General features: G+C 71.4%; 18 protein-coding genes. 11 read left to right on the top strand and 7 right to left on the bottom strand.

Annotation, left to right across the window (positions count from 1 at the left end; genetic code table 11):
- Positions 1–3: 3 nt before the first annotated feature.
- A complete protein-coding gene (locus E1181_RS07485; RefSeq protein WP_132673209.1) occupies positions 4–609 on the bottom strand; it encodes a TetR/AcrR family transcriptional regulator in 606 nt (201 codons plus the stop codon).
- Positions 610–705: 96 nt separating this feature from the next.
- Between E1181_RS07485 and E1181_RS07480 the strand changes: the two genes are divergently transcribed.
- Positions 706–1755 carry an NAD(P)-dependent alcohol dehydrogenase gene (locus tag E1181_RS07480; protein WP_132673208.1) on the top strand — a complete coding sequence of 350 codons (1050 nt, stop codon included), beginning with the start codon at positions 706–708 and terminating at the stop codon, positions 1753–1755.
- 63 nt (positions 1756–1818) lie between these two features.
- On the opposite strand, the gene E1181_RS07475 is transcribed toward E1181_RS07480, so the two are convergent.
- Together E1181_RS07475 and E1181_RS07470 are read right to left on the bottom strand one after the other, a co-directional pair.
- Positions 1819–3291 carry a bifunctional phosphatase PAP2/diacylglycerol kinase family protein gene (locus tag E1181_RS07475; RefSeq protein ID WP_165944542.1) on the bottom strand — a complete coding sequence of 491 codons (1473 nt, stop codon included), beginning with the start codon at positions 3289–3291 and terminating at the stop codon, positions 1819–1821.
- Between the two features lie 29 nt (positions 3292–3320).
- On the bottom strand, positions 3321–3749 hold the full coding sequence (locus tag E1181_RS07470) for a GtrA family protein (RefSeq protein WP_132673229.1): 429 nt from the start codon (positions 3747–3749) through the stop codon (positions 3321–3323).
- Positions 3750–4096: 347 nt separating this feature from the next.
- Between E1181_RS07470 and E1181_RS07465 the strand changes: the two genes are divergently transcribed.
- Together E1181_RS07465 and E1181_RS07460 are read left to right on the top strand one after the other, a co-directional pair.
- A complete protein-coding gene (locus E1181_RS07465; protein ID WP_132627042.1) occupies positions 4097–4285 on the top strand; it encodes a hypothetical protein in 189 nt (62 codons plus the stop codon).
- A 192-nt stretch (positions 4286–4477) separates the two neighbouring features.
- The gene (locus tag E1181_RS07460; protein ID WP_235876582.1) at positions 4478–5368 is read left to right on the top strand and encodes a diacylglycerol/lipid kinase family protein; all 891 of its coding nucleotides are present in this window, start codon (positions 4478–4480) and stop codon (positions 5366–5368) included.
- 1 nt (position 5369) lies between these two features.
- Here E1181_RS07460 and E1181_RS07455 read toward each other — a convergent pair whose 3' ends face one another.
- Both E1181_RS07455 and E1181_RS07450 read right to left on the bottom strand, forming a co-directional pair.
- Complete coding sequence (locus E1181_RS07455) at positions 5370–6596, bottom strand: acyl-CoA dehydrogenase family protein (RefSeq protein ID WP_408009383.1); 1227 nt, start codon at positions 6594–6596, stop codon at positions 5370–5372.
- Between the two features lie 96 nt (positions 6597–6692).
- Positions 6693–7676, bottom strand: a complete 984-nt coding sequence (locus tag E1181_RS07450) for an aldo/keto reductase (RefSeq protein WP_132673205.1) — start codon at positions 7674–7676, stop codon at positions 6693–6695.
- Positions 7677–7888: 212 nt separating this feature from the next.
- Here E1181_RS07450 and E1181_RS07445 point away from each other — a divergent pair, with 212 nt between their 5' ends.
- Both E1181_RS07445 and pabB read left to right on the top strand, forming a co-directional pair.
- Positions 7889–9382, top strand: coding sequence for a serine/threonine-protein kinase (locus tag E1181_RS07445; protein WP_132673204.1), 1494 nt, complete (start codon positions 7889–7891; stop codon positions 9380–9382).
- A 32-nt stretch (positions 9383–9414) separates the two neighbouring features.
- Positions 9415–11451: an aminodeoxychorismate synthase component I gene (gene pabB, locus E1181_RS07440; protein WP_132673203.1), complete on the top strand. Its 2037-nt coding sequence runs from the start codon at positions 9415–9417 to the stop codon at positions 11449–11451.
- Here pabB and E1181_RS07435 read toward each other — a convergent pair.
- Positions 11386–12285 (bottom strand): LysR family transcriptional regulator, encoded by a 900-nt coding sequence (locus tag E1181_RS07435; protein WP_132673202.1) that lies wholly within the window; start codon positions 12283–12285, stop codon positions 11386–11388. The two genes, pabB and E1181_RS07435, sit on opposite strands and share 66 nt — an antisense overlap.
- 121 nt (positions 12286–12406) lie before the next feature.
- Here E1181_RS07435 and E1181_RS07430 point away from each other — a divergent pair, with 121 nt between their 5' ends.
- Positions 12407–13387, top strand: coding sequence for a YeiH family protein (locus tag E1181_RS07430; RefSeq protein ID WP_132673228.1), 981 nt, complete (start codon positions 12407–12409; stop codon positions 13385–13387).
- Here E1181_RS07430 and E1181_RS07425 read toward each other — a convergent pair.
- On the bottom strand, positions 13377–13964 hold the full coding sequence (locus tag E1181_RS07425) for a TetR/AcrR family transcriptional regulator (protein WP_132673201.1): 588 nt from the start codon (positions 13962–13964) through the stop codon (positions 13377–13379). The two genes, E1181_RS07430 and E1181_RS07425, sit on opposite strands and share 11 nt — an antisense overlap.
- A gap of 87 nt (positions 13965–14051) precedes the next feature.
- Here E1181_RS07425 and E1181_RS07420 point away from each other — a divergent pair, with 87 nt between their 5' ends.
- From E1181_RS07420 to E1181_RS07400, 5 genes are all read left to right on the top strand, one after another.
- Positions 14052–14786: an SDR family NAD(P)-dependent oxidoreductase gene (locus E1181_RS07420; RefSeq protein ID WP_132673200.1), complete on the top strand. Its 735-nt coding sequence runs from the start codon at positions 14052–14054 to the stop codon at positions 14784–14786.
- A 491-nt stretch (positions 14787–15277) separates the two neighbouring features.
- Entirely contained in the window at positions 15278–16489 is a 1212-nt protein-coding gene (locus E1181_RS07415) for an SfnB family sulfur acquisition oxidoreductase (protein ID WP_132673199.1), read from the top strand.
- Between the two features lie 12 nt (positions 16490–16501).
- Positions 16502–17122, top strand: a complete 621-nt coding sequence (locus tag E1181_RS07410) for a 3,4-dihydroxy-2-butanone-4-phosphate synthase (protein WP_132673198.1) — start codon at positions 16502–16504, stop codon at positions 17120–17122.
- 109 nt (positions 17123–17231) lie between these two features.
- A complete protein-coding gene (gene sfnG / locus E1181_RS07405; RefSeq protein ID WP_132673197.1) occupies positions 17232–18356 on the top strand; it encodes a dimethylsulfone monooxygenase SfnG in 1125 nt (374 codons plus the stop codon).
- 30 nt (positions 18357–18386) lie between these two features.
- Positions 18387–19607, top strand: coding sequence for an acyl-CoA dehydrogenase family protein (locus E1181_RS07400; RefSeq protein ID WP_132673196.1), 1221 nt, complete (start codon positions 18387–18389; stop codon positions 19605–19607).
- Positions 19608–19700 lie beyond the last annotated feature (93 nt).

Genomic DNA, 19700 nt, shown 5'->3' with positions numbered 1-19700 from the left:
GGGTCAGGGGGAGGTGTGGCGGTAGCCCTCGACGGCGACCCGGGCGGCTTGGGCGGATTTCCGGACCACGAGGTCCGGGGTGTAGCCGTGCTTGGTGAAGACGCCGTTGAGCCAGAAGGTTCCGTAGCCGTGGGCCTGGGTGAACAGCTGCTCCATCAGCTCCAGGGCGTCGGCCGGGGCAGCGACCGCCATGGTGCGCAGGAGGAACTGGTCGGTGAGGCGGCGGGTCTGGTCGTGCAGCTCCGCGTAGCGGGCGCCCTGCAGGACCTCGGCGTTGATGAGGTCCATGCCGACCCGCTGCCGGATCAGGTACCCGGTGTAGGTGCCCGCGGCGGCGGCGAGCCCCTCGACGGGGTCGTCGTGCTCGCCGGCGGCCTGCTCGACCTCGTCGGCCAGCTGGTGGGCGACCTCGGTGGCCACGGCGGCGACGAGGCTCTCCCGCTCGGGGAAGTGCCGGTAGGGAGCGCCGGGGCTGACCTTGGCGCGGCGGGCGGCCTCGGCGACGGAGAAGCTCTCGACGCCGCGTTCGGCGATGGCCTCCAGCGAGACCCGAACGAGCTCGGCGCGGAGGTCGCCGTGGTGGTACTTGCCGCCCATGTCCTGGATCACATCTTTCGATCGGAATATGTAAGAGCCCTCTTACGTCCCAATGTAAGAAGGCTCTTACATCGAGAGCTCGTGCACAAGCTGTTCCATGGAGGGTTCATGAGCACGATCACGAACGCTATCGCCGTTCCGTCCCCGGGGGCACCCCTGGAGCAGACGACGATCACGCGACGTGACCTGCGGCCGGACGACGTGCTGATCGACATCGCCTACGCCGGCATCTGCCACAGCGACATCCACCAGGCCCGCGAGGACTGGGGCACCGCGATCTTCCCGATGGTCCCGGGCCACGAGATCGCGGGCACCGTCGCCGCCGTCGGATCGGCGGTCACCCAGTACCAGGTCGGCGACCGCGTCGGCGTCGGCTGCATGGTCGACTCCTGCGGTGAGTGCGAGTACTGCCAGGCCGGGACCGAGCAGTTCTGCGTCAAGGGCAACGTCCAGACCTACAACGGCGTCGGCTTCGACGGCGAGAACACCTACGGCGGCTACAGCCAGCAGGTCGTGGTCAAGGACGCGTTCGTCTGCGGCATCCCGGAGGGCATCGGCCTCGACGTCGCCGCCCCGCTGCTGTGCGCGGGCATCACCACGTACTCGCCGCTGCGGCAGTGGGGTGCCGGCCCCGGCAAGAAGGTCGCCGTCGTCGGCCTGGGCGGTCTCGGCCACATGGCGGTCAAGCTGGCCGCCGCGATGGGCGCCGAGGTGACGGTGCTCAGCCAGAGCCTGAAGAAGCAGGAGGACGGCCTGAGGCTCGGCGCGAAGGACTACTACGCGACCAGCGACGAGTCGACCTTCGAGACGCTGGCGGGCCGCTTCGACCTGATCCTCAACACGGTCTCGGCCGAGCTGCCCATCGACTCCTACCTGGGCCTGCTGCGCGTCGGCGGCGCCATGGTCAACGTCGGTGCCCCGGGCACGCCGCTGTCCTACAGCGCGTTCTCGCTGATCGGCGGCAACAAGTCGCTGGCCGGTTCGATGATCGGCGGCATCGCCGAGACCCAGGAGATGCTGGACTTCTGCGCCGAGCACGGCATCGGCGCGGAGATCGAGACCATCTCGGCGGACCAGGTCAACGCCGCCTACGAGCGCGTCACCGGCAGTGACGTGCGCTACCGCTTCGTCATCGACACCGCCACCATCGGCGCCTGACGAACGATCGAGGAGGTCCCGGGGGCGCCGAACACGGGACACGGCGCCCCCGGGTCCTCGCGCTCAGTCCGGCCGGTAGACGTGCAGCGCGCCGTCACGGGCTGCGAACTCGAAAACGGTTCCCTTGAGCGAGACCTCGCCGTCGCGGGCCAACGCCACGGGCGCGCCCAGCACCTCGACCCGAACCCGGTCCCGCTCCTCCTGCACGTAGGCGCGGTTGTGGAACAGCGCCCCGGTCAGGGCTCCCGCCACGAACCGGGTCCGCGAGAAGGGCAGGTCCGCGCGGATGTAGCGGACGTCCAGCACGCCGGTGTCCAGCCTCGGCCGCCAGGTCGGAGCCAGCCCCTTGGGCTGATACCCGTTGCCGCCGGCGAAGAACAGCCAGATCTTGCGGTCGATCCCGTTGATCCGCACCGGGATCGGCTCGGCGCTGGCCAGCACCCGCACCAGCGCCGCCGCTCCGGCGGGCCACTTCCCCCAGCGGTGCTCCCACTTCTCGCGCAGCCGCACCATGTCCGGGTAGCCGCCGAGGCTCGCGGTGTTGACGAACCACTGCTGCGGCACGTCGTCGACCTTGACCGTGCCCAGGTCCACGTTCACCGCCGAACCGGCGCGCAGCGCCCGCACGGAGTCGTAGGTGCTGTTCACGCCGAGATCGCGCGCGAAGTGGTTGAGGGTCCCGCTCGGCACCACCAGCAGCGGCAGCCCGCGCACCGCGGCCACCGCGGCCGCCGCCGCGACGCTGCCGTCCCCGCCGGCGACGCCGAGCGCCTTCGCGTCCCCGGTGGCGTCGAGGTGCTCGTGCAGCTGATCGGCCAGATCGGCCCCGGGCAGCGGGTAGACGAAGTCGGCGCGCGGCAGCAGTCCGGCGAGCTCGGCGGTGGGGTCCCGGGCGGGATCACCGGAGGAGGGGTTGACCAGCAGCACCAGCCCGTCGCCCTCTTCCATCGCGACGGTGCGAGCGCTGGGCCTGGCGATGCTCGGCGTGGACGGCCGCACCGGCCACCAGCGGCTGGTGGCGGCGGCGATGCCGGTGCCGATCGCGGCGCCGAAGAGCACGTCGGTCGGCCAGTGGACCCCGGTGTGCACCCGCGAGTACGCGACGGCCCCGGCCAGCGGGAGCAGCGCCATTCCCAGCTCGGGGGACTCCATCCACACCGCGGTGGTGAACGCGGCCGCGGAGGCCGCGTGACCGGACGGGAACGAGGACGACGACGGCGGCGCGCTGAGCCTGCGGCGCACGGGGAGCAGGTTGGCGGCCGGACGGCGGCGGGGGAGCAGCGGCTTGCCGAGGCCGTTGGTCACGGCGCTGGTGAACGCGATGGCGCTGGCTCCGCGCAGCGCCGCTCGCCGCAGCCGCCCGCGCCTGGTCGCCAGCACGGCGGCGATGCCGAGCCACAGCTTGCTGTGGTCGGCGAGGTGGGTGAGCCGGCGCAAGGCCGGGTCCGCGGTGCTGCGCGGCCACGACGCCGAACGCAGCACGAAGCCGTGGTCCGCTGACTTCAGCCGACGGATCACGCGAACGCTGTTGAGCACGTCGAGACACTAGCCGGTGCGGCTGGAGCTCAGCGACCGTCGGTGTCGCGGAAGATGACCCAGCGCATGACGCTGTACATGTACACCGCTTCGCACAGGCCCGCGAGGAGCCGCGACACGTGGTACTGCGTGCCCAGCGCCGCCAGGCCGCTGCCGAGGCCGAGGATGAAGGCCAGGTAGTTGATCAGGATCGCCACCGCGTAGAGCGCGGCCTGCGGTCCGACGGGTGCGTGCGAGCGGAAGTTCAGGGCCCGGTTGAGCACGAAGCTCAGCGCGAAGGCGATCAGGTAGGCGACGGTGAACGCCACCGGGACCGGCCAGTGCAGCACGCTGCGGAACAGGGTGAGCAGCAGCAGGTCGAAGGCGAAGGTGGACCCGTTGATCAGCGCGAAGCCGAGGAGGCTCGGCGCGACGACGCGGGAGAGCCCGAAGGGAAGTCTTCGCGTCACGGCTTCCATCGCGGCGTGGAACCGCTGCCCTCGGTCGGGCTGGGACTGCTGTGCGGTCGGCTCGGCCTGCTGCCCGGCGGTCATGACCAAACCATGGCATGCCCGGATGAAGGCGACCCGCCGAGGGGTCGTGCACGTGGCGATGATGCCTATCGCTTCAGTGGGAAGTGAAATCAACCCTAAAATTCGGTGAACTCGCGGAAATCGCAATTCGATCCACAATGGAATGCGAATGGAATTCGCTGCATTCGGAACAGGTGGACCCCGCCGTGAAGATCGACATCGGATGGCGCATAATTGATTCCGGCAGCGCGTGCTCTCCTGCCCAAGTATCGCTCTTTACCTACTTTTCGCTGGTGAGAACTGTGTCCAAGCACGCTCAGCCCCGCCCGGAGGCCGGTATTTCCCGGATCGCCGAAGGTGGGCGCACCTGTCCGCTCCCGTCCGACATGATCGCCCTGCACGGTCCGTGGGGCACCCGCCGAGCCAAGCGCCGCCTGGTCTCGACCGGCGTCGTCACCGCCGACGTCGGCGCCCGCGCCTGACCGATCCTTCCTGTGGTGAGGTGAAGGCCGCGAGGCCGGTTCCACGCCTCGCGGCGGCGCCGCCCGGTCCTGGACACCCCTCTGGGGTGTGGTCCGCGACCCGACGGCGGTAGAAAGGACGCCATCGGTGTCCCCGAACTTCGCAGGAGGCGGACCATTCGCATCGAGCGGCCTGTCACCAAAGCCGCCCTGGTGGTCAACGTGCACTCGCGCACCGGAGGCAAGGCCTACGCCTACGCCCTCGACCGGTTGCGCGAGCTCGGCGTACCCCTGGGCGCCACCTACCCGCTGCAGGACCCCTCGCGGCTGGTCGAGACCGTCGACTCGGCTGCCAGGAGCGGCCACGACCTGATCATCATCGGTGGTGGGGACGGCAGCGTCAGCTCGGTGGTCGACTGCCTCGCGCACCGCGACGTCCCCCTCGCGCTGCTGCCGCTGGGCACGGCCAACGACTTCGCCCGCACCATGCACATCCCCGATGACCTCGACGGGGCCTGCCAGACCATCCTGGGCAGCCACATCGTCGACGTCGACCTCGGGCTCTGCGGGGACAACTACTACGTCAACCGCGCCTCGGTCGGCATCGGCGCGGAGGTCGCGCAGGCCATGTCGCCGCGGCTGAAGCGCTACGTCGGCCCGCTGGCCTACCCGGTGGCCACCGCCAAGGCGTTCTTCAAGCACCGTCCCTTCGGCGCCAAGCTGACCTTCCCGGACGGCGATCACGAGGACCGCGAGTTCGACAAGCTGCTCCAGGTCTCGGTCGCCAACGGTCGCTACTTCGGCGGCGGGCAGCTGGCCGCCAGCGACTCCGGCATCGACGACAACGCGCTGGACATCACGGTCATCCGGCAGGGCAACCTCCGCCAGCTCGCCGACGTCGTGCGCGGGCTCAAGACCGGCAAGTCCAGCGATCAGGTCGAGCACATCCGCACCCGCGCGGTGCGGATCGACACCGAGGGCGAGCTGCCGATCAACATCGACGGCGAGGTCGTCTCCAGCACTCCGCAGGCCTTCGAGGTCGCGCGCAACGCCCTGCACGTGGTCGTGCCGCGCACCTGGGCCGACGGCGAAGCGCCGGAGTAGCTCAGCTGTAGGGCGACGGGGTCGGCAGGTCACCGCGCAGGGTGTACCGGCCGACCTCGACCCGCTTGTAGGCCACCGGGTCGTGCAGGCTGTGCGTGCGCAGGTTGCGCCAGTAGAGGTCCATGCCCACCGAGTTGGCCGTGGCGCGGGCGCCGGTCAGCTCGAAGACCCGGTTGGCGATCTCCAGGCCCACGTCGATCGCGCGCTGCTTGGCGGCTGAGACGAGAACCGCTGCGCGGCCCCGCTGTTCGCGCGTCACCGACTCGCGGTCGGCGTGCAGCAGCTGCGCGAGGTTGGCCCCCGCCGCGTCGGTGAGCGTCTCGGCGGCCCACAGCTTGGACTGCAGGTCGCCGTACCCCTCCAGCACGTAGAACTCCTCGGTCCCGGAGTTCTTGCCCTCACCGCCGTAGGGCCAGGCGCGGGTGTGTCCCCGGGTGTAGGTGACGCCGGCGCGCAGCGCCGCCTGGGCGATGCCGACGTAGAGGTTGGCGAACACCAGGTGCAGCGCGGGCACGTGCAGGGTGCTGAGAGCAGAGGGGCGGAACTGCTTGTCGACGTACCCGGCGGCGCCGGACCACGGCACCCGGACGTCGGTGATCTCCACGCTGCCGGAAACGGTGAGCCGCTGGCCGAGGTTGTTCCAGTCGTCGCCGAAGGCGATGCCGTCCTGCTGCGCGGGCACGACCGCGAACACGCTGTTCCCGCTGGATTCCAGCGTTCCCTCCATCACCAGCAGGTCGGCGACCTTGCTGCCGGTGGAGAAGAACTTCTTGCCGCGGTAGAGCAGGGTTTCGCCCTCATCGGTGACCACGAGGTCGTGGTCGCGCGGGTTGACCACGCCGCCGAAGAAGTGGCCGCGGGTGGTGTAGAGCTCGTCGACCTCGGCGATCTGCTCGGGCGTGCCGACCAGGCGCATCGCCCACGCCCACACGTAGTGGTGGCCGAGCAGCTGCCCGATCGAGCCGTCCCCGGCGGAGACCTCGCGCACCACGCGGCAGGCGGTGGTCCAGTGCTGCTCCGCGCCACCGTGCTCCGCGGGCCCCAGCAGGGTGACGAGGCCGGAGTCCTTGAGCAGCTGGACTTCTCGCGTCGGCACCGCACCGGCCCGGTCGCGCTCGACGGCGTCGGCGGCGAGAACCCCCGCGACGTCACGGGCTCGCGCGATCCACCCTTCGGCGGACGATGGCCTGGGCTGTTCGGCCCAACGTGAAATCTCGTTGCTGCTCAAGGCCATCCCCTCCGAGCGAAGCGAAAACGCCACGACGAGAAGCACGATAACGCCCCCGTCGTCGCGGTCTTCCCGCGCCCGGCGAACTTTCCGGCCTCAGGTGAGAGCGGCGTCGCGGGTTTCGGTGCGGTCCGTCGCCGGCGGCGGGGGAGGGGAGAGCTGGGAGATCTCCTCGCGGAGGTCCGGGGTCATGTCGATGTCGAGCGCGGCCAGCGAATCGGCGAGCTGGTCGAGATCGCGGCCGCCGATGATGGGCGCGGTGACCGCCGGGGCCGCCATCGCCCAGGCGACGGCCAGCGTGGCCGGCGCGACGCCCTGCTGGGCGCAGAAGTCGGTGAACTTCTCGGCGGTGACGTAGTCGGACTCCTGCCCGTAGCGCCGGGCGTAGCGCTCGTTGTCGACCAGGCGCCCGGTCTCGGGACGGCGGCTGGTCCCGTACTTGCCGGTGAGCAGACCGCCGCCGAGCGGGCTGTAGGTGATCACGCCGAGCTTCTCGGATTCGGCCAGCGGCATGATTTCCACTTCGGCCTGCCTGCGGACGAGGTTGTACATCGGCTGGATCAGCTCGAAGCGCGCCAGCCGGTCCTTGGCCGAGACCCCCAGCGCCTTGGCGATCTGCCAGGCCGCCCAGTTGCTCACCGCCGGGTAGCGGATCTTGCCCTGCCGCTGCAGGTCGTCGAGCGCGCGCAGGGTCTCCTCGATCGGGGTGTGCTCGTCGAAGGCGTGCACGAAGTAGAAGTCGATCCACTCGGTGCCCAGGCGCCGCAGGCTGGCCTCCACCGCGCGCACCAGGTACCGGCGGGAGGAGCCCTGGGCGTTGATGTCGGGGCCGGTGGGGAAGAACGCCTTGGAGGTGAGCACGACCTCGTCGCGGCAGTCGGCGATGAGCCTGCCGAGGATCTCCTCGGAGCGCCCGCCCGCGTAGACGTCGGCGGTGTCGAAGAAGTTGAGGCCGAGCTCGCGCGCCTGCTGGAACATCTCGGCCGAGGTCTGCTCGTCGGCGTCCGCGCCGAACGACATCGTGCCCAGGCACAGCGGCGACACGCGAACGCCGGTCGCCCCGACGGTCCGGTACTCCATCACGTTCCTCCCCGTGGTCGGTCGGACCACAGTGTCACGCATCGGTCACGCGCCGTCAGGATTTCCTCCGCACCGGCCCGTGAACCGGATGGTGTTGCTCCGGAAGTACCCGTTTTCCCAGCTCGGAGGCTGCGGAGGTGCCCGGGGGTCCAGGGCTGATCACACGTCCGGGTTAGCCTGGTCTGGGTTTTTCCCGAGCAGAAGGGCTACGCGTGGCAGAGGTGGGCGCGCTGCTCGCCGACCGGTACCGGCTGGAGCGGCGACTGGGCAGCGGCGGCATGGGCGTGGTGTGGCTGGCCGCCGACGAGCTGCTGGGACGCCCCGTCGCGGTCAAGCAGCTCAACCCGAGCGCGGTGTCGAACCCCGAGCTCGTCGAGGAGGCCCGGCAGCGGGCGATGCGCGAGGGCCGCATCGCCGCGCGCCTGCACCACCCGAACGCGGTGGCCGTGCACGACGTGATCGAGCAGGACGGCTTCCCCGTGCTGATCATGGAGTACCTGCCCTCCCGCAGCCTCGCCGAGGTCCTGGAGGACAAGGGGCGCATGACGCCCGGCGCGGTGGCGAGCATGGGCGCGCAGACGGCCGCCGCCCTCGACGCCGCTCACGCCGCCGGGATCACCCACCGCGACATGAAGCCGGGCAACATCCTGCTCAGCGACGACGGCACCGCCAAGATCACCGATTTCGGCATCTCGCACGCCGTCGACGACGTCGCGGTCACCCAGACCGGCATCATCGCGGGCACGCCCGCCTACCTGTCTCCCGAGGTCGCTCGCGGGCACGCGCCCACGCCGGCCTCGGACGTCTACTCGCTGGGCGCGACGCTCTACGCCGCCGTCGAGGGCGTGCCCCCGTTCGGCGCGGACGCCGACAACTCGATCGCCCTGCTGCACGAGGTCGCGGCGGGGGAGATCCGCCCGCCGCAGCTGGCCGGTGTGCTGGCCCCGGTGCTGACCCGGATGCTGCACGTCGACCCCGCTCAGCGGCCCACGCCCGCGCAGGCGAGCGAGGCGATGCAGGCCGTGGTCGCCGGAGCTCCGTCGCCGCTCCCGCCGGTCACCGACCCGGACATCACGCAGCCGGTGGCCCGGGTTCCGGCCGGTTCGCCGAGCCAGGGCACGCGCCTGAACAACGTTCCGGTCCCGGCGCAGCGGCCCGCTCGCTCGCGGCGCTGGATCTACGCGGCCGCCGGTGCCGCCGCGGTGGTGCTGGTCCTGCTGGCCTTCCTGCTGCCCTCGGGCGAGCGGGAGCAGCCGGTGGAGCGGTCCGCCACGGCCGCCGAGCTCGAACGCGTCGTCTCCGACTACTACGCGCTGCTGCCCGAGCACCCCGGCAACGCGTGGACGCGGTTGGGCACCGGGCTGCAGGCGCAGGGCCGCGCGGGTTACGAGGGCTTCTGGTCGAGCGTGGCCGACGTGCGCGTCATCGAGCCGCCGAGGACCAGCGCGCCCAACACCGTCCTGGTCGGGGTCGAACTCGTCATGGCCGACGGGGTGCGCATCACCGAGCACCACCAGCTCGGACTGCGCGGCGCCCAGCAGCCGCTGATCGTCTCGGACGCCGTCCTGAACTCCTCGACCAGCACGCCACCTCCGCCGCCGGCGCGGACCGAGCGCCCCGAGCCGCCCGGCAAGGAGAAGCGGGAGGAGAACAAGGGCAACGAGGACCGCAAGGGCGAAGAGGACAAGAAGGGCGAGGACAGCTGATCCTCGCAACCCCCGGACGGGAGGGTGGAGTCGTGCGCACGCTGCTCGTGGACAACCACGACTCCTACACCTACAACCTGTTCCACCTGCTGGCCCGGGTCAACGGCTGCGAGCCGCACGTGGTCACCAACGACGCCGCCGTCGACCTGGACGACTACGACAACGTCGTCCTCTCGCCCGGACCCGGCACTCCGGAACGTCCGCGCGACTTCGGCATCTGCGCCGACGTCCTGGCCAGGGCGACCGTGCCGGTGCTGGGGGTCTGCCTCGGCCACCAGGGCCTGGCGGTGAGCGAGGGCGCGCGCGTCGTGCCGGCCCCGGTCGCGCGGCACGGTCACATCACCCGCGTCGAGCACGACGGCGACGAGATGTTCGCCGGGATCCCCACCGGCTTCGGCGCCGTGCGCTACCACTCGCTGTGCGTGGCCGAGCCCCTTCCCGAGGAGCTGCTGGTCACCGCGCGCGCCGAGGACGGGGTGGTGATGGCGTTGCGGCACAGGCGGTTGCCGCGCTGGGGCGTGCAGTTCCACCCGGAGTCCGTCGAGTCCGAGCACGGCGAGCGGCTGCTCGCCAACTTCCGCGACCTCGCCACCCGCAGCACCCCTCGGACCGCGCGACGGGCGCCGCGACGGGCCCTGCCGCGGAGGAGGTTCCGCGCCAACGTCGTGGAGCTCGACGGGGCGGTCGACACCGAATCGGCGTTCACGCAGCTGTTCTCGGAGTCGGAGAACGCGTTCTGGCTGGACAGCTCCCGGGTCGAGGAGGGCCTGTCGCGGTTCTCCTTCCTCGGCGACGATTCCGGTCCGCTCAGCGAAACCCTGGTCTACCGCGTCGGCTCCGGTGACGAGCCGGTCCTCGACCGGTTGCAGCGGGAGCTGGCACGCCGCGAGGTCGAAGCGCCGCCGCTGCCGTTCGACTTCACCGGTGGGTACGTCGGCTACTTCGGATACGAGCTCAAGGCCGACTGCGGCTCGCCCAACCGGCACCGCTCGCCGACCCCGGACGCGGTGTGGACCTTCGCCGATCGCTTCGTCGCGGTCGACCACCAGCAGCAGCGCACCTACCTGGTGGCGCTGAGCGAGGGCGAGGACCGATCCGGTGCCGTCGACTGGCTCGCCGACACCGCCGCGCTGCTGTCGGACCCGGTCCGGCTCGACGAACCCGATGACGGTGAGGCCGACGGAATCGAGCCCGCGTTGGCCCGCGACCGCGCCGAGTACGTGCGCGACGTGCTCCAGTGCAAGCAGCACCTGCTCGCGGGGGAGAGCTACGAGATCTGCCTGACCAACTCGGCGGACCTGCCCGCCGCGGAATCGGCGTTGCGGACCTACCGGCGCCTGCGCCGCCGGAATCCCGCGCCGTACTCCGCTTTCCTGCGCGTGGGCGATGTCGAGGTGGCGTGCTCCTCGCCGGAGCGGTTCCTCAAGATCACCCCCGACCGGGTCGTGGAGGCCAAGCCGATCAAGGGCACCGCGCCGCGCGGCGAGACCCCCGAGGAGGACGCGCGCATCCGGCGGGAGCTGGCGGCCGACCCGAAGACGCGGGCCGAGAACCTGATGATCGTCGACCTGATGCGCAACGATCTCGGCCGGGTGTGCGCGGTGGACACCGTGCACGTGCCCGAGCTGATGGCGGTGGAGACCTACGAGACGGTGCACCAGCTGGTCTCCACGATCCGCGGTGCGCTGCGCCCCGAGCACGACGCGATCGACTGCGTGCGCGCCTGCTTCCCGGGCGGATCGATGACCGGGGCGCCCAAACCGCGCACGATGGAGATCATCGGCGAGCTGGAGGACCGGGCGCGCGGCGTGTACTCCGGCGCGATCGGCTACCTGGGGTGCTCGGGCGTGGCCGACCTCAACATCGTCATTCGCACGATGGTGCTCGTCGACGGCCGCTGGCAGGTCGGCGCCGGTGGCGCGATCGTGCTGGCGTCGGATCCGGAGGCCGAGTTCGACGAGATGCTGCTCAAGGCCGCCGCACCGACGCGCGCGCTGCCGCCGTCAGTCGGGAGCGCGCATGGCGGTGGCCAGCAGCGCGGCAGCCGGGCCGGTGAGCTGAAGCCCTGAGCGCCAGACCGCGTGCAGCGGTCGGCGCAGGTCCAGGTCGGCGACCGGGACCTCCACGAGGCGCTTCTCCGCGAGGTCGGTGGCCACCGCGAGCGTGCTGAGCACCGCCGGGCCTGCGCCGGCGACGACCGCGTTGCGCACCGCCGTGGTCGAGCGCAATTCCAGCAGCGGGGCGACCGGCGTCGCGCCGACGTCGGCCAGCGCCCGGTGCAGCGTTTCCCTCGTGCCCGAGCCGTGTTCGCGCACGATCACCGGGGTGGCGGCCAGTTCGCTGGGGGTCAGCGGTCGCCGCAGCGTCGACCAGGGGTGTCCGGGCGGGGCGATGACGACCATGCGGTCGCGGGCGACGTAGCGAACCGAGACGCCCTCGGGCGGGTCGGGGGTTTCGATGAAGCCGAGATCGGCCTGGCCGTGCCGGACCGCTTCGGCCACCGCCGCGGAGTTGGTGACGTCGAGCTCCAGGTGGACCTCGGGCAGGGCTTCGCGCAGCAGGCTGATCCAGCGCGGCACGAGGTATTCGGCGACGGTCATGCTCGCCGCCACCCGCAGCTTGGACTCCTGCTGGGCGCGCAGCGCGCGGACGCCGTTCATCAGCCCGTCGACGTGCGCGAGGACCTCGCGCGCCCAGCCGCACACCATCTCCCCGGCGGGGGTGGGCGTGCAGCCCTGGCGGGTGCGTTCCAGCAGCGCCAGGCCGAGCTGGCGTTCCAGCCGGTTGAGCCGTTTGCTCGCCGAGGGCTGGCTGATGCGCAGCTCGGCGGCCGCCGCCCCGATGCTGCCCAGCTCGCCCACCAGCACCAGCAGGCGCAGGGATTCCGAATCGGGCGCGGTCATGCCCGAAGGGTAGGTCCTGGACACCTGCGATGGGGAGCGGGCATTCCACTCGGCTATGACGACCTGCTCGGGCGACGGCTACCGGGTCGCCGCGCGGTCGGCGAACCTGACCGGTGTGAAGATGCTGACCAGCGCTGACGCCCACCTCGTTCCGGGACTCGTGCTCACCGGCGCGGCCGTGGCGGTGTCGATGCTGGTGTCCTCGCAGGTCCCGGTCCTCAGCGCGCTGACCGTCGCGGTCGCGCTGGGCGTGGTCGTCGGGAACCTCCCCCGCCTGCCCGAGCGGGTGCGGCCGGGACTCGCGTGGGTGGCGCGCACACCGCTGCGCGCGGGCGTGGTGCTGCTCGGGTTGCAGCTGAGCATCGGGCAGGTCCTCGGGCTGGGTGCGGGCACGGTGCTGGCCGTGCTCATCACCGTGGCGGTGACCTTCGCCGGGACGCTGTGGCTCGGCCGGGTGCTGGGAGTCTCGCGAGGGTTGTCGATGCTGGTGGCGACCGGGTTCTCGATCTGCGGGGCGTCCGCCGTGGCGGCGGTGGAGGGCGTGGTGGATCGCGAGGACGAGGACGTGGCGACCAGCGTGGCGATGGTGACGGTGTTCGGCACCGTCGCGATGATCGCGCTGCCGGTGACCTTCGCGGCCACGGGTATCGGCGCGGACCTCGGTGGGCGGATCGCCGGGGCGGGCGTGCAGGAGGTCGCTCAGGTCGTGGCCGCCGCCTCGCCGCTGGGTGCTTCGGCGGTGGCGCTGGCGGTGGTGGTCAAGCTCAGCCGCGTGGTGCTGCTGGCCCCCCTGGTGACCGGCGTGAGCCTGCTCAGCCGGCGGCGTGCGACGGCGACGCGACCGCCGATCATGCCGATGTTCGTGGCCGGATTCCTGGCGACCGTGGCGCTGCGCAGCAGCGGGGTGTTGCCGGAGTTCGTCGTCGACGTGTCCCGGCCGGTCACCACGCTGCTGCTCACCGCCGCGCTGTTCGCGCTGGGCACGGCGGTCCGCGTCGAGGCGCTGCTGCGCACGGGACCGCGCGCGTTCGCGCTGGGCACCTGCTCGACGATCCTCGTCGTCGCCCTGGCCACCACGACGATGGGTCTGCTCAGCCAGTAGCGGGCAGCAGCCTGCGCAGGGCGCAGTCGGCGGCCGTGGCGAGCTCGTCGAGGTCCATGCCGGTGCGCCCGAGCGCGACGATGCCGAGCTGGGCGGCCAGGACGGCCCGGGCGAGTTCCTCGGTGTCCGCGTCGGGGTCGACGTCGCCCTCGCGCTGGGCGCGGTCGAGCGCGTCGGTCAGCACCCGCGTGGTCGCCTCGTAGCTGCGGCGGGCCTCTGCGGCGACGTCGGGCATGCTCATGGCCAGCTCGGCGGTGGTGTTGGCCAGCAGGCAGCCGCGCCGGGCGCCCGTCGCGTCGCGCCCCGGACCGCGCACGAAGTCGCGGACGAAGTCCACGCCCCGCTCCGCCTCGGCCAGGCGCTCGCGGAGCATGCGGTCGTTGGTCTCGTCGTAGTCGCGCAGCACGCGCAGGAACAGGCTCCGCTTGTCGCCGAACGCGCCGTAGAGGCTGCCCTTGCCGAGTCCGCTGGCACGCATGAGGTCGTCCAGGGACGTCGCCGCGTAGCCCTTGTCCCAGAACTCCTGGCGGACCGCCGCGACGACACCGGCTTCGTCGAACTCCCGGGGTCGTGGCACGGCACGAGAATACGGCTTCTTGACTGGTCGGTCCAGAACGGGCAGGGTTGTGGACGGAACGGTCCATAACTCAGGGAGGTGGGCGGCATGGCCGTCCTGCAGGACAAGGTCGCCGTGGTCACCGGTGGTAGCAGCGGAATCGGGCTCGCGATCGCGCGAGCGTTCCGCGACGCGGGCGCGACGGTGTTCATCACCGGCCGCCGGAAGGAGGCGCTCGACGAGGCGATCGCCGAGCTCGGCGAGGACGTCACCGCCGTGGTCTGCGACTCCTCGAAGCTCGCGGATCTCGACGCCCTCTACGAGGCGGTCCGAGAGCGGGCGGGGCACGTCGACGTGGTGGTCGCCAACGCCGGCATCGGCATCGACGCGCCCTTCGGCGAGGTCACCGAGGACCAGTTCGACGCCCTGTTCGGCGTCAACGTCAAGGGAACGGTCTTCACCGTCCAGAAGGCGCTGCCGCTGCTGAGGCCGGGCGCGTCGATCATCCTCACCGGATCGACCGCCGCGACGCACCCGCAGCCCGGCCTGGAGATCTACGCGGCGACCAAGGCCGCGGTGCACCACCTGGCGCGCGGCTGGGCGCACAGCTCCGGTGCGCGCGAGTTCCGGGTCAACGTGGTCTCGCCCGGCATGGTCCCCACACCGGGCCTGCTCGACCTCGTCGACGCCGAAACCCGGGAGCAGGCCCAGCGAACGATCCCGCTGGGCCGCCACGGCAAGCCCGAGGAGATCGCGGCGGCCGCGGTCTTCCTGGCTTCGGACGCCGCCAGCTACGTCAACGGCTCGGTGCTCGCCGCCGATGGGGGAGTCGGGCAGGTCTGACTCATCGGTCGAGTCCCCGGTCGTGATCGTCCGGCCGTGCGCGGTGCGGATCCGACCGGTCGAGAAGTCGCGGATCACCGGGTCCGGGTCGGCGCACAGGTCCGGCACCCGGACCCGGTGGTCCCGGTCGACAGCACCACGCAGCTGGTCGAGATCCCGCCGGCGACGGGGTGTTCACCCCGCGCTCGCGCAACCCCGCGTCGAGGTCGGCGGTGGAGAACGAGCCCACGCGGGCCTTGCGGACCGCGTGCGTCCGCTGGATGAGACGGCCGATCCTGCTGTTGACACCCCGACGGGGTCCTGGTGGCATGAGTGCGTGCTCCCCGCGGATCTGCTGACCAAGCGCCGCCACGTCGACCTCGTTCGCGTGGCCGCGCAGGCGTGTCGCGTCCGCTGATCCGCAGCGCTCTTCTCCCTCTTCTCATTCGGCGCAGCCGCGTCTGATCAAGGCTGCCGCGCGCCGTTTTTCGCTGCCTTCGAGGAGCTCTCCCATGGCATTCACGTCCACCGCTCCCCTCCCGGTGGCCGCCGTGCTGCGCGACGACGCCGACGCGCTCGTGCAGGCACGCCGGTTGGCCGACTCGTTCGCGGTCGAGGCCGCTGACCGGGACCGGGAGCGCCGCATCCCGCGCGCCGAGCTCGACGAGCTCTCCGCCAGCGGCCTGCTGGCCGCCACCGTGCCCGCCGACCACGGCGGCGCCGACGTCGGAACCCGCACGCTGCTGGAGGTGTTCCGGCTGCTCGCCGCCGCGGACCCCAGCATCGCGCAGATCCCGCAGAGCCACTTCGCCTACGTCAACGTGCTGCGCGAGAGCGCGACACCGGAGCAGAAGAGCTTCTTCTTCGCGGAAGTGCTGGCGGGCAAGCGCTTCGGCAACGCGCAGTCCGAGACCGGCAGCCGCACCGTGCAGGACATCGAGACTCGGCTGCGGCCCACCGGACAAGGCGGTTTCGCGCTCAACGGGAAGAAGGGCTACTCCACCGGGGCCCTGCTGGCGCACTGGATCCCGGTGCTGGCCAAGGACGACGCCGACCGCCTCCAGGTCGCCTACGTGCCGCGCGACGCCGACGGCGTCACCGTGATCGACGACTGGGCCGGCATGGGTCAGCGCACCACCGCCAGCGGCACCGTCGAGCTCGACGACGTCCGGGTGCCGGCTGAGCGGATCGTGCCGCACCACTTGACCTTCCAGCGCCCGCAGCTGCACGGCGCCCTGGCCCAGGCGCTGCACGCGGCGATCGACGTCGGCATCGCCGGGGGAGCCCTGGCCGACGCCGCGGAGTTCGTGCGCACCCGCAGCCGCCCGTGGGGTGAAGCGGGAGTGGACACCGCGGCCGAGGACCCGCTGACCATCCAGCGCTTCGGCGAACTGGGCATCCGGCTGCGCGCCGCCGAAGCGCTGCTGGCCTCCGCCGGTACCGCCATCGACGACGCGCGAGCCGACCTGACCGAGGACTCCGCCGGAGCCGCCTCCATCGCCGTGGCCGCCGCCAAGGCGTTCGCCGACGCCACCGCGATCGAGCTGACCAACGCCCTGTTCGAGGTCTCCGGAGCGCGGTCCAGCCTCGATTCCACCAACCTGCACCGGCACTGGCGCAACGCCCGCACCCACACCCTGCACGACCCGGTGCGCTGGAAGATCCAGCACATCGGCCGGTACACCCTCAACGGCACCCTCCCGCCCCGCCACGGCCAGATCTGAGACGAGGACCCCATGCTGATCGAAGAGCAGGACGTGGCCCTGACGGCGGTCGCCGCAGGAGAAGCCGTCGTCGTGCACGACGCGGGTGGCGAAGGGGGAGTCGTCTTCGCCGCCGGACGCGCCGGCGTCGCCAACACCGCCTTCGCCGTCCGGCACTCGTCGGGCTTCCTGTGCGTCGCGCTCCCCGAAAGCCGGTGCGATGAACTGGCTCTGCCGCCCATGTCGCCCCGGACACGTCGCGAATCCGGCGTCACGGTGTGCGTGACGGTGGACGCCGCCGTCGGGGTGAGCACCGGCATCTCCGCCGCCGACCGCGCCCGGGCCGCGCGCGTGCTCGCCGACCCGGCGGCGGTGGCGGCCGACCTCACCCGGCCCGGACACCTGGTCCCCGTCGCGGTCGACCCCGACTCCCCGAAGCCCGGGCTCGCGCGAGCCGCGCTGCGCCTGGTCACCCTGGCCGGGCACGCGCCGGCCGCGGTGTTCGCCCACCTGGTCAGCCCCGCCGACGAGACCCGCATGGCCACGGGCGAGGAGCTGCGCGCCTTCGCCGCCGACCACGGGCTCACCGCGTTCGACGCGCGGAACCTGACCGAAGGCGACCTCGCCCGCGCCGGCGCACCGTCGCCCAGCTGACGCACCCTTCCTGAAAACCCGCCTCAGAGCGGGACTTCCCGCCGAACGCGCGTGATCCACGCGCGTCGATCCCGCATGCCCGATCCACGTCCGCATTGGAGCTCTTCGCATGTCCGAGAACGCACCGCTGAAGTTCGCCTACTGGGTCCCCAACGTCAGCGGCGGCCTGGTCACCAGCACCATCGAGCAGCGCACCGAATTCACCTACGACTACAACAAGAAGCTCGCCGTGCTCGCCGAGAACAGCGGGTTCGAGTACGCCCTGAGCCAGGTGCGCTACGCATCGAGCTACGGAGCCGCGCAGCAGCACGACCCGGCCGCGTTCAGCCTCGGCCTGCTCACCGCCACCGAACGGCTCAAGCTCATCGTCGCCGCCCACCCCGGCCTGTGGCACCCGGCGATCCTGGCGAAGTTCGGCATCACCGCCGACATCATCTCCGAGGGCCGGTTCGCGGTGAACATCGTCAGCGGCTGGTTCAAGGACGAGTTCACCGGACTCGGCGAGCCCTGGCTCGAACACGACGAGCGCTACCGCCGGACCGAGGAGTTCATCCGCGTGCTGCGCGGGCTGTGGACGCAGCCGAACTTCGAGTTCTCGGGCGACTTCTACCGCATCCACGACTTCAGCCTCCGCCCGCAACCCTTCGACGTGCCCGGCCGGGCGCACCCGGAGATCTTCCAGGGCGGCAACTCCACCGCCGCGCGCAAGCTCGCCGGACGCGTGTCGGACTGGTACTTCAGCAACGGCAAGGACTTCGACGGCTTCTCCGAGCAGGTCGCCGACGTCCGGGGCTTCGCGGCCGACAACGACCACGCCGTGCGCTTCGGGCTCAACGGCTTCGTCATCGCCCGCGACAGCGAGGCCGAGGCCCGCGACGTGCTGCGCGAGATCGTCGACAAGGCCGACGCCGGTGCCGTCGAAGGGTTCCGCAAGTCCGTGCAGCAGGCCGGGAACTCCACATCGGACGGCAAGGGCATGTGGGCCGACTCCGAATTCGCCGATCTCGTGCAGTACAACGACGGGTTCCGCACCGGGCTGATCGGCACTCCCGAGCAGATAGCGCACCGCATCGTCGAGTACAAGAAGCGCGGCGCGAACCTCCTGCTGCTCGGATTCCTGCACTACCTCGAAGACGTCGAGCACTTCGGCAAGAAGATCCTGCCGATCGTCCGCGAACTCGAAGCGGACCTGGACCGCACCGGTGACCCGATCGGTGTGGGAAACGCTCGCTGAAATCCCGGGAACACCGAGAGAAGGAGAGTCATGACCACCACCGAACAACGCCGCTTCACCACCAGGCCCGACACCGCGCAGGGCTGGCTGGACCGCGCCCGCGAGGTCGCCGGGGTTCTCGCCGAGACCGCGCTGAGCCGCGACCGGGCCAACGAGACACCGCACGAGGAGGTGCGGCTGCTCAAGGAATCCGGGCTGGTCACGCTGCTCGGGCCGCGCGAGCACGGCGGCGCGGGCGAGACCTGGCAGACCGCGTACCGGGTGATCCGCGAGGTCGCCAAGGGCGACGGCTCCATCGGCCAGCTCCTCGGCTACCACTACCTGTGGGCCTGGGCCGCGCGTCTGGTGGCCACACCCGAGCAGATCGCCGAGGTCGAGCAGCTCTACACCAGCAACGAGTTCTTCTTCGGCGGCGCGGTCAACCCGCGCGACGACGACCTCGTCATCACCGACGAGGGCGACACCCTGGTGTACCGGGGGCGCAAGTCGTTCTCCACCGGCAGCAAGGTCTCCGACCTGACCGTGCTGGAAGGCGTGCTGGAGGGAACCGACACGCACGTCTTCGCGATCGTGCCCTCCCAGCAGGAGGCCATCGTCTACGGCGACGACTGGGACAACCTCGGTCAGCGGCTCACCGAGTCCGGCAGCGTGCGCATCGACGGGGTCCGCGTGCCGTGGGCGTCGGCGGCCGGGTTCGTGGACAAGCAGTTCCAGGCGCTGACCTACAACACCCTCAACGTGCCCACCATCCAGCTGGTGTTCGCGAACTTCTACCTCGGCATCGCCCAAGCCGCGCTGGAGGCGGGGCTGTCCTACACCGCGGGCAACACCCGCGCCTGGCCCTACGGCGGTGACAACAAGGAGTCCGCCGGCGAGGAGTTCTACGTCCTGGACGGTTACGGCGACCTGCAGGCCAAGCTGTGGGCGGTCGAGGCGCTGGTGGACAAGGCGGGCGAGGAGATCTCGGCGGTGCTGCACGCCGAGCGGGAGGCGCTCACCGAGCAGCAGCGCGGTGACGTCGCGGTGCGGATCGCCGCGGCCAAGCAGCGTGTCATCGACGTGGGCCTGGAGATCGCCACCCGCGTGTTCGAGCTGACCGGCGCTCGCGCGTCGTCGAACTCGGTGGGCCTGGACATCTACTGGCGCAACCTGCGCACGCACAGCCTGCACGACCCGGTGGCCTACAAGCGGGTCGAGGTCGGCCGGTACGCGCTCCTGGGGGAGGTTCCCGAACCCACCTGGTACACGTGACCGGACCGCGAAGCGGGGGTGCGGGCCACTGGTCCGCACCCCCGCTTCACCCGCGCTCGGCCTCCCGCGTCCGGGCGTGGAGTGCCGCGGCAA

The sequence above is a fragment of the Saccharopolyspora terrae genome (assembly GCF_004348435.1).
GTDB lineage: Bacteria > Actinomycetota > Actinomycetes > Mycobacteriales > Pseudonocardiaceae > Saccharopolyspora > Saccharopolyspora endophytica.
The sequence above is the reverse complement of the archived record's forward strand: the minus strand, read 5'-3'. Positions and strand labels throughout refer to the sequence as shown.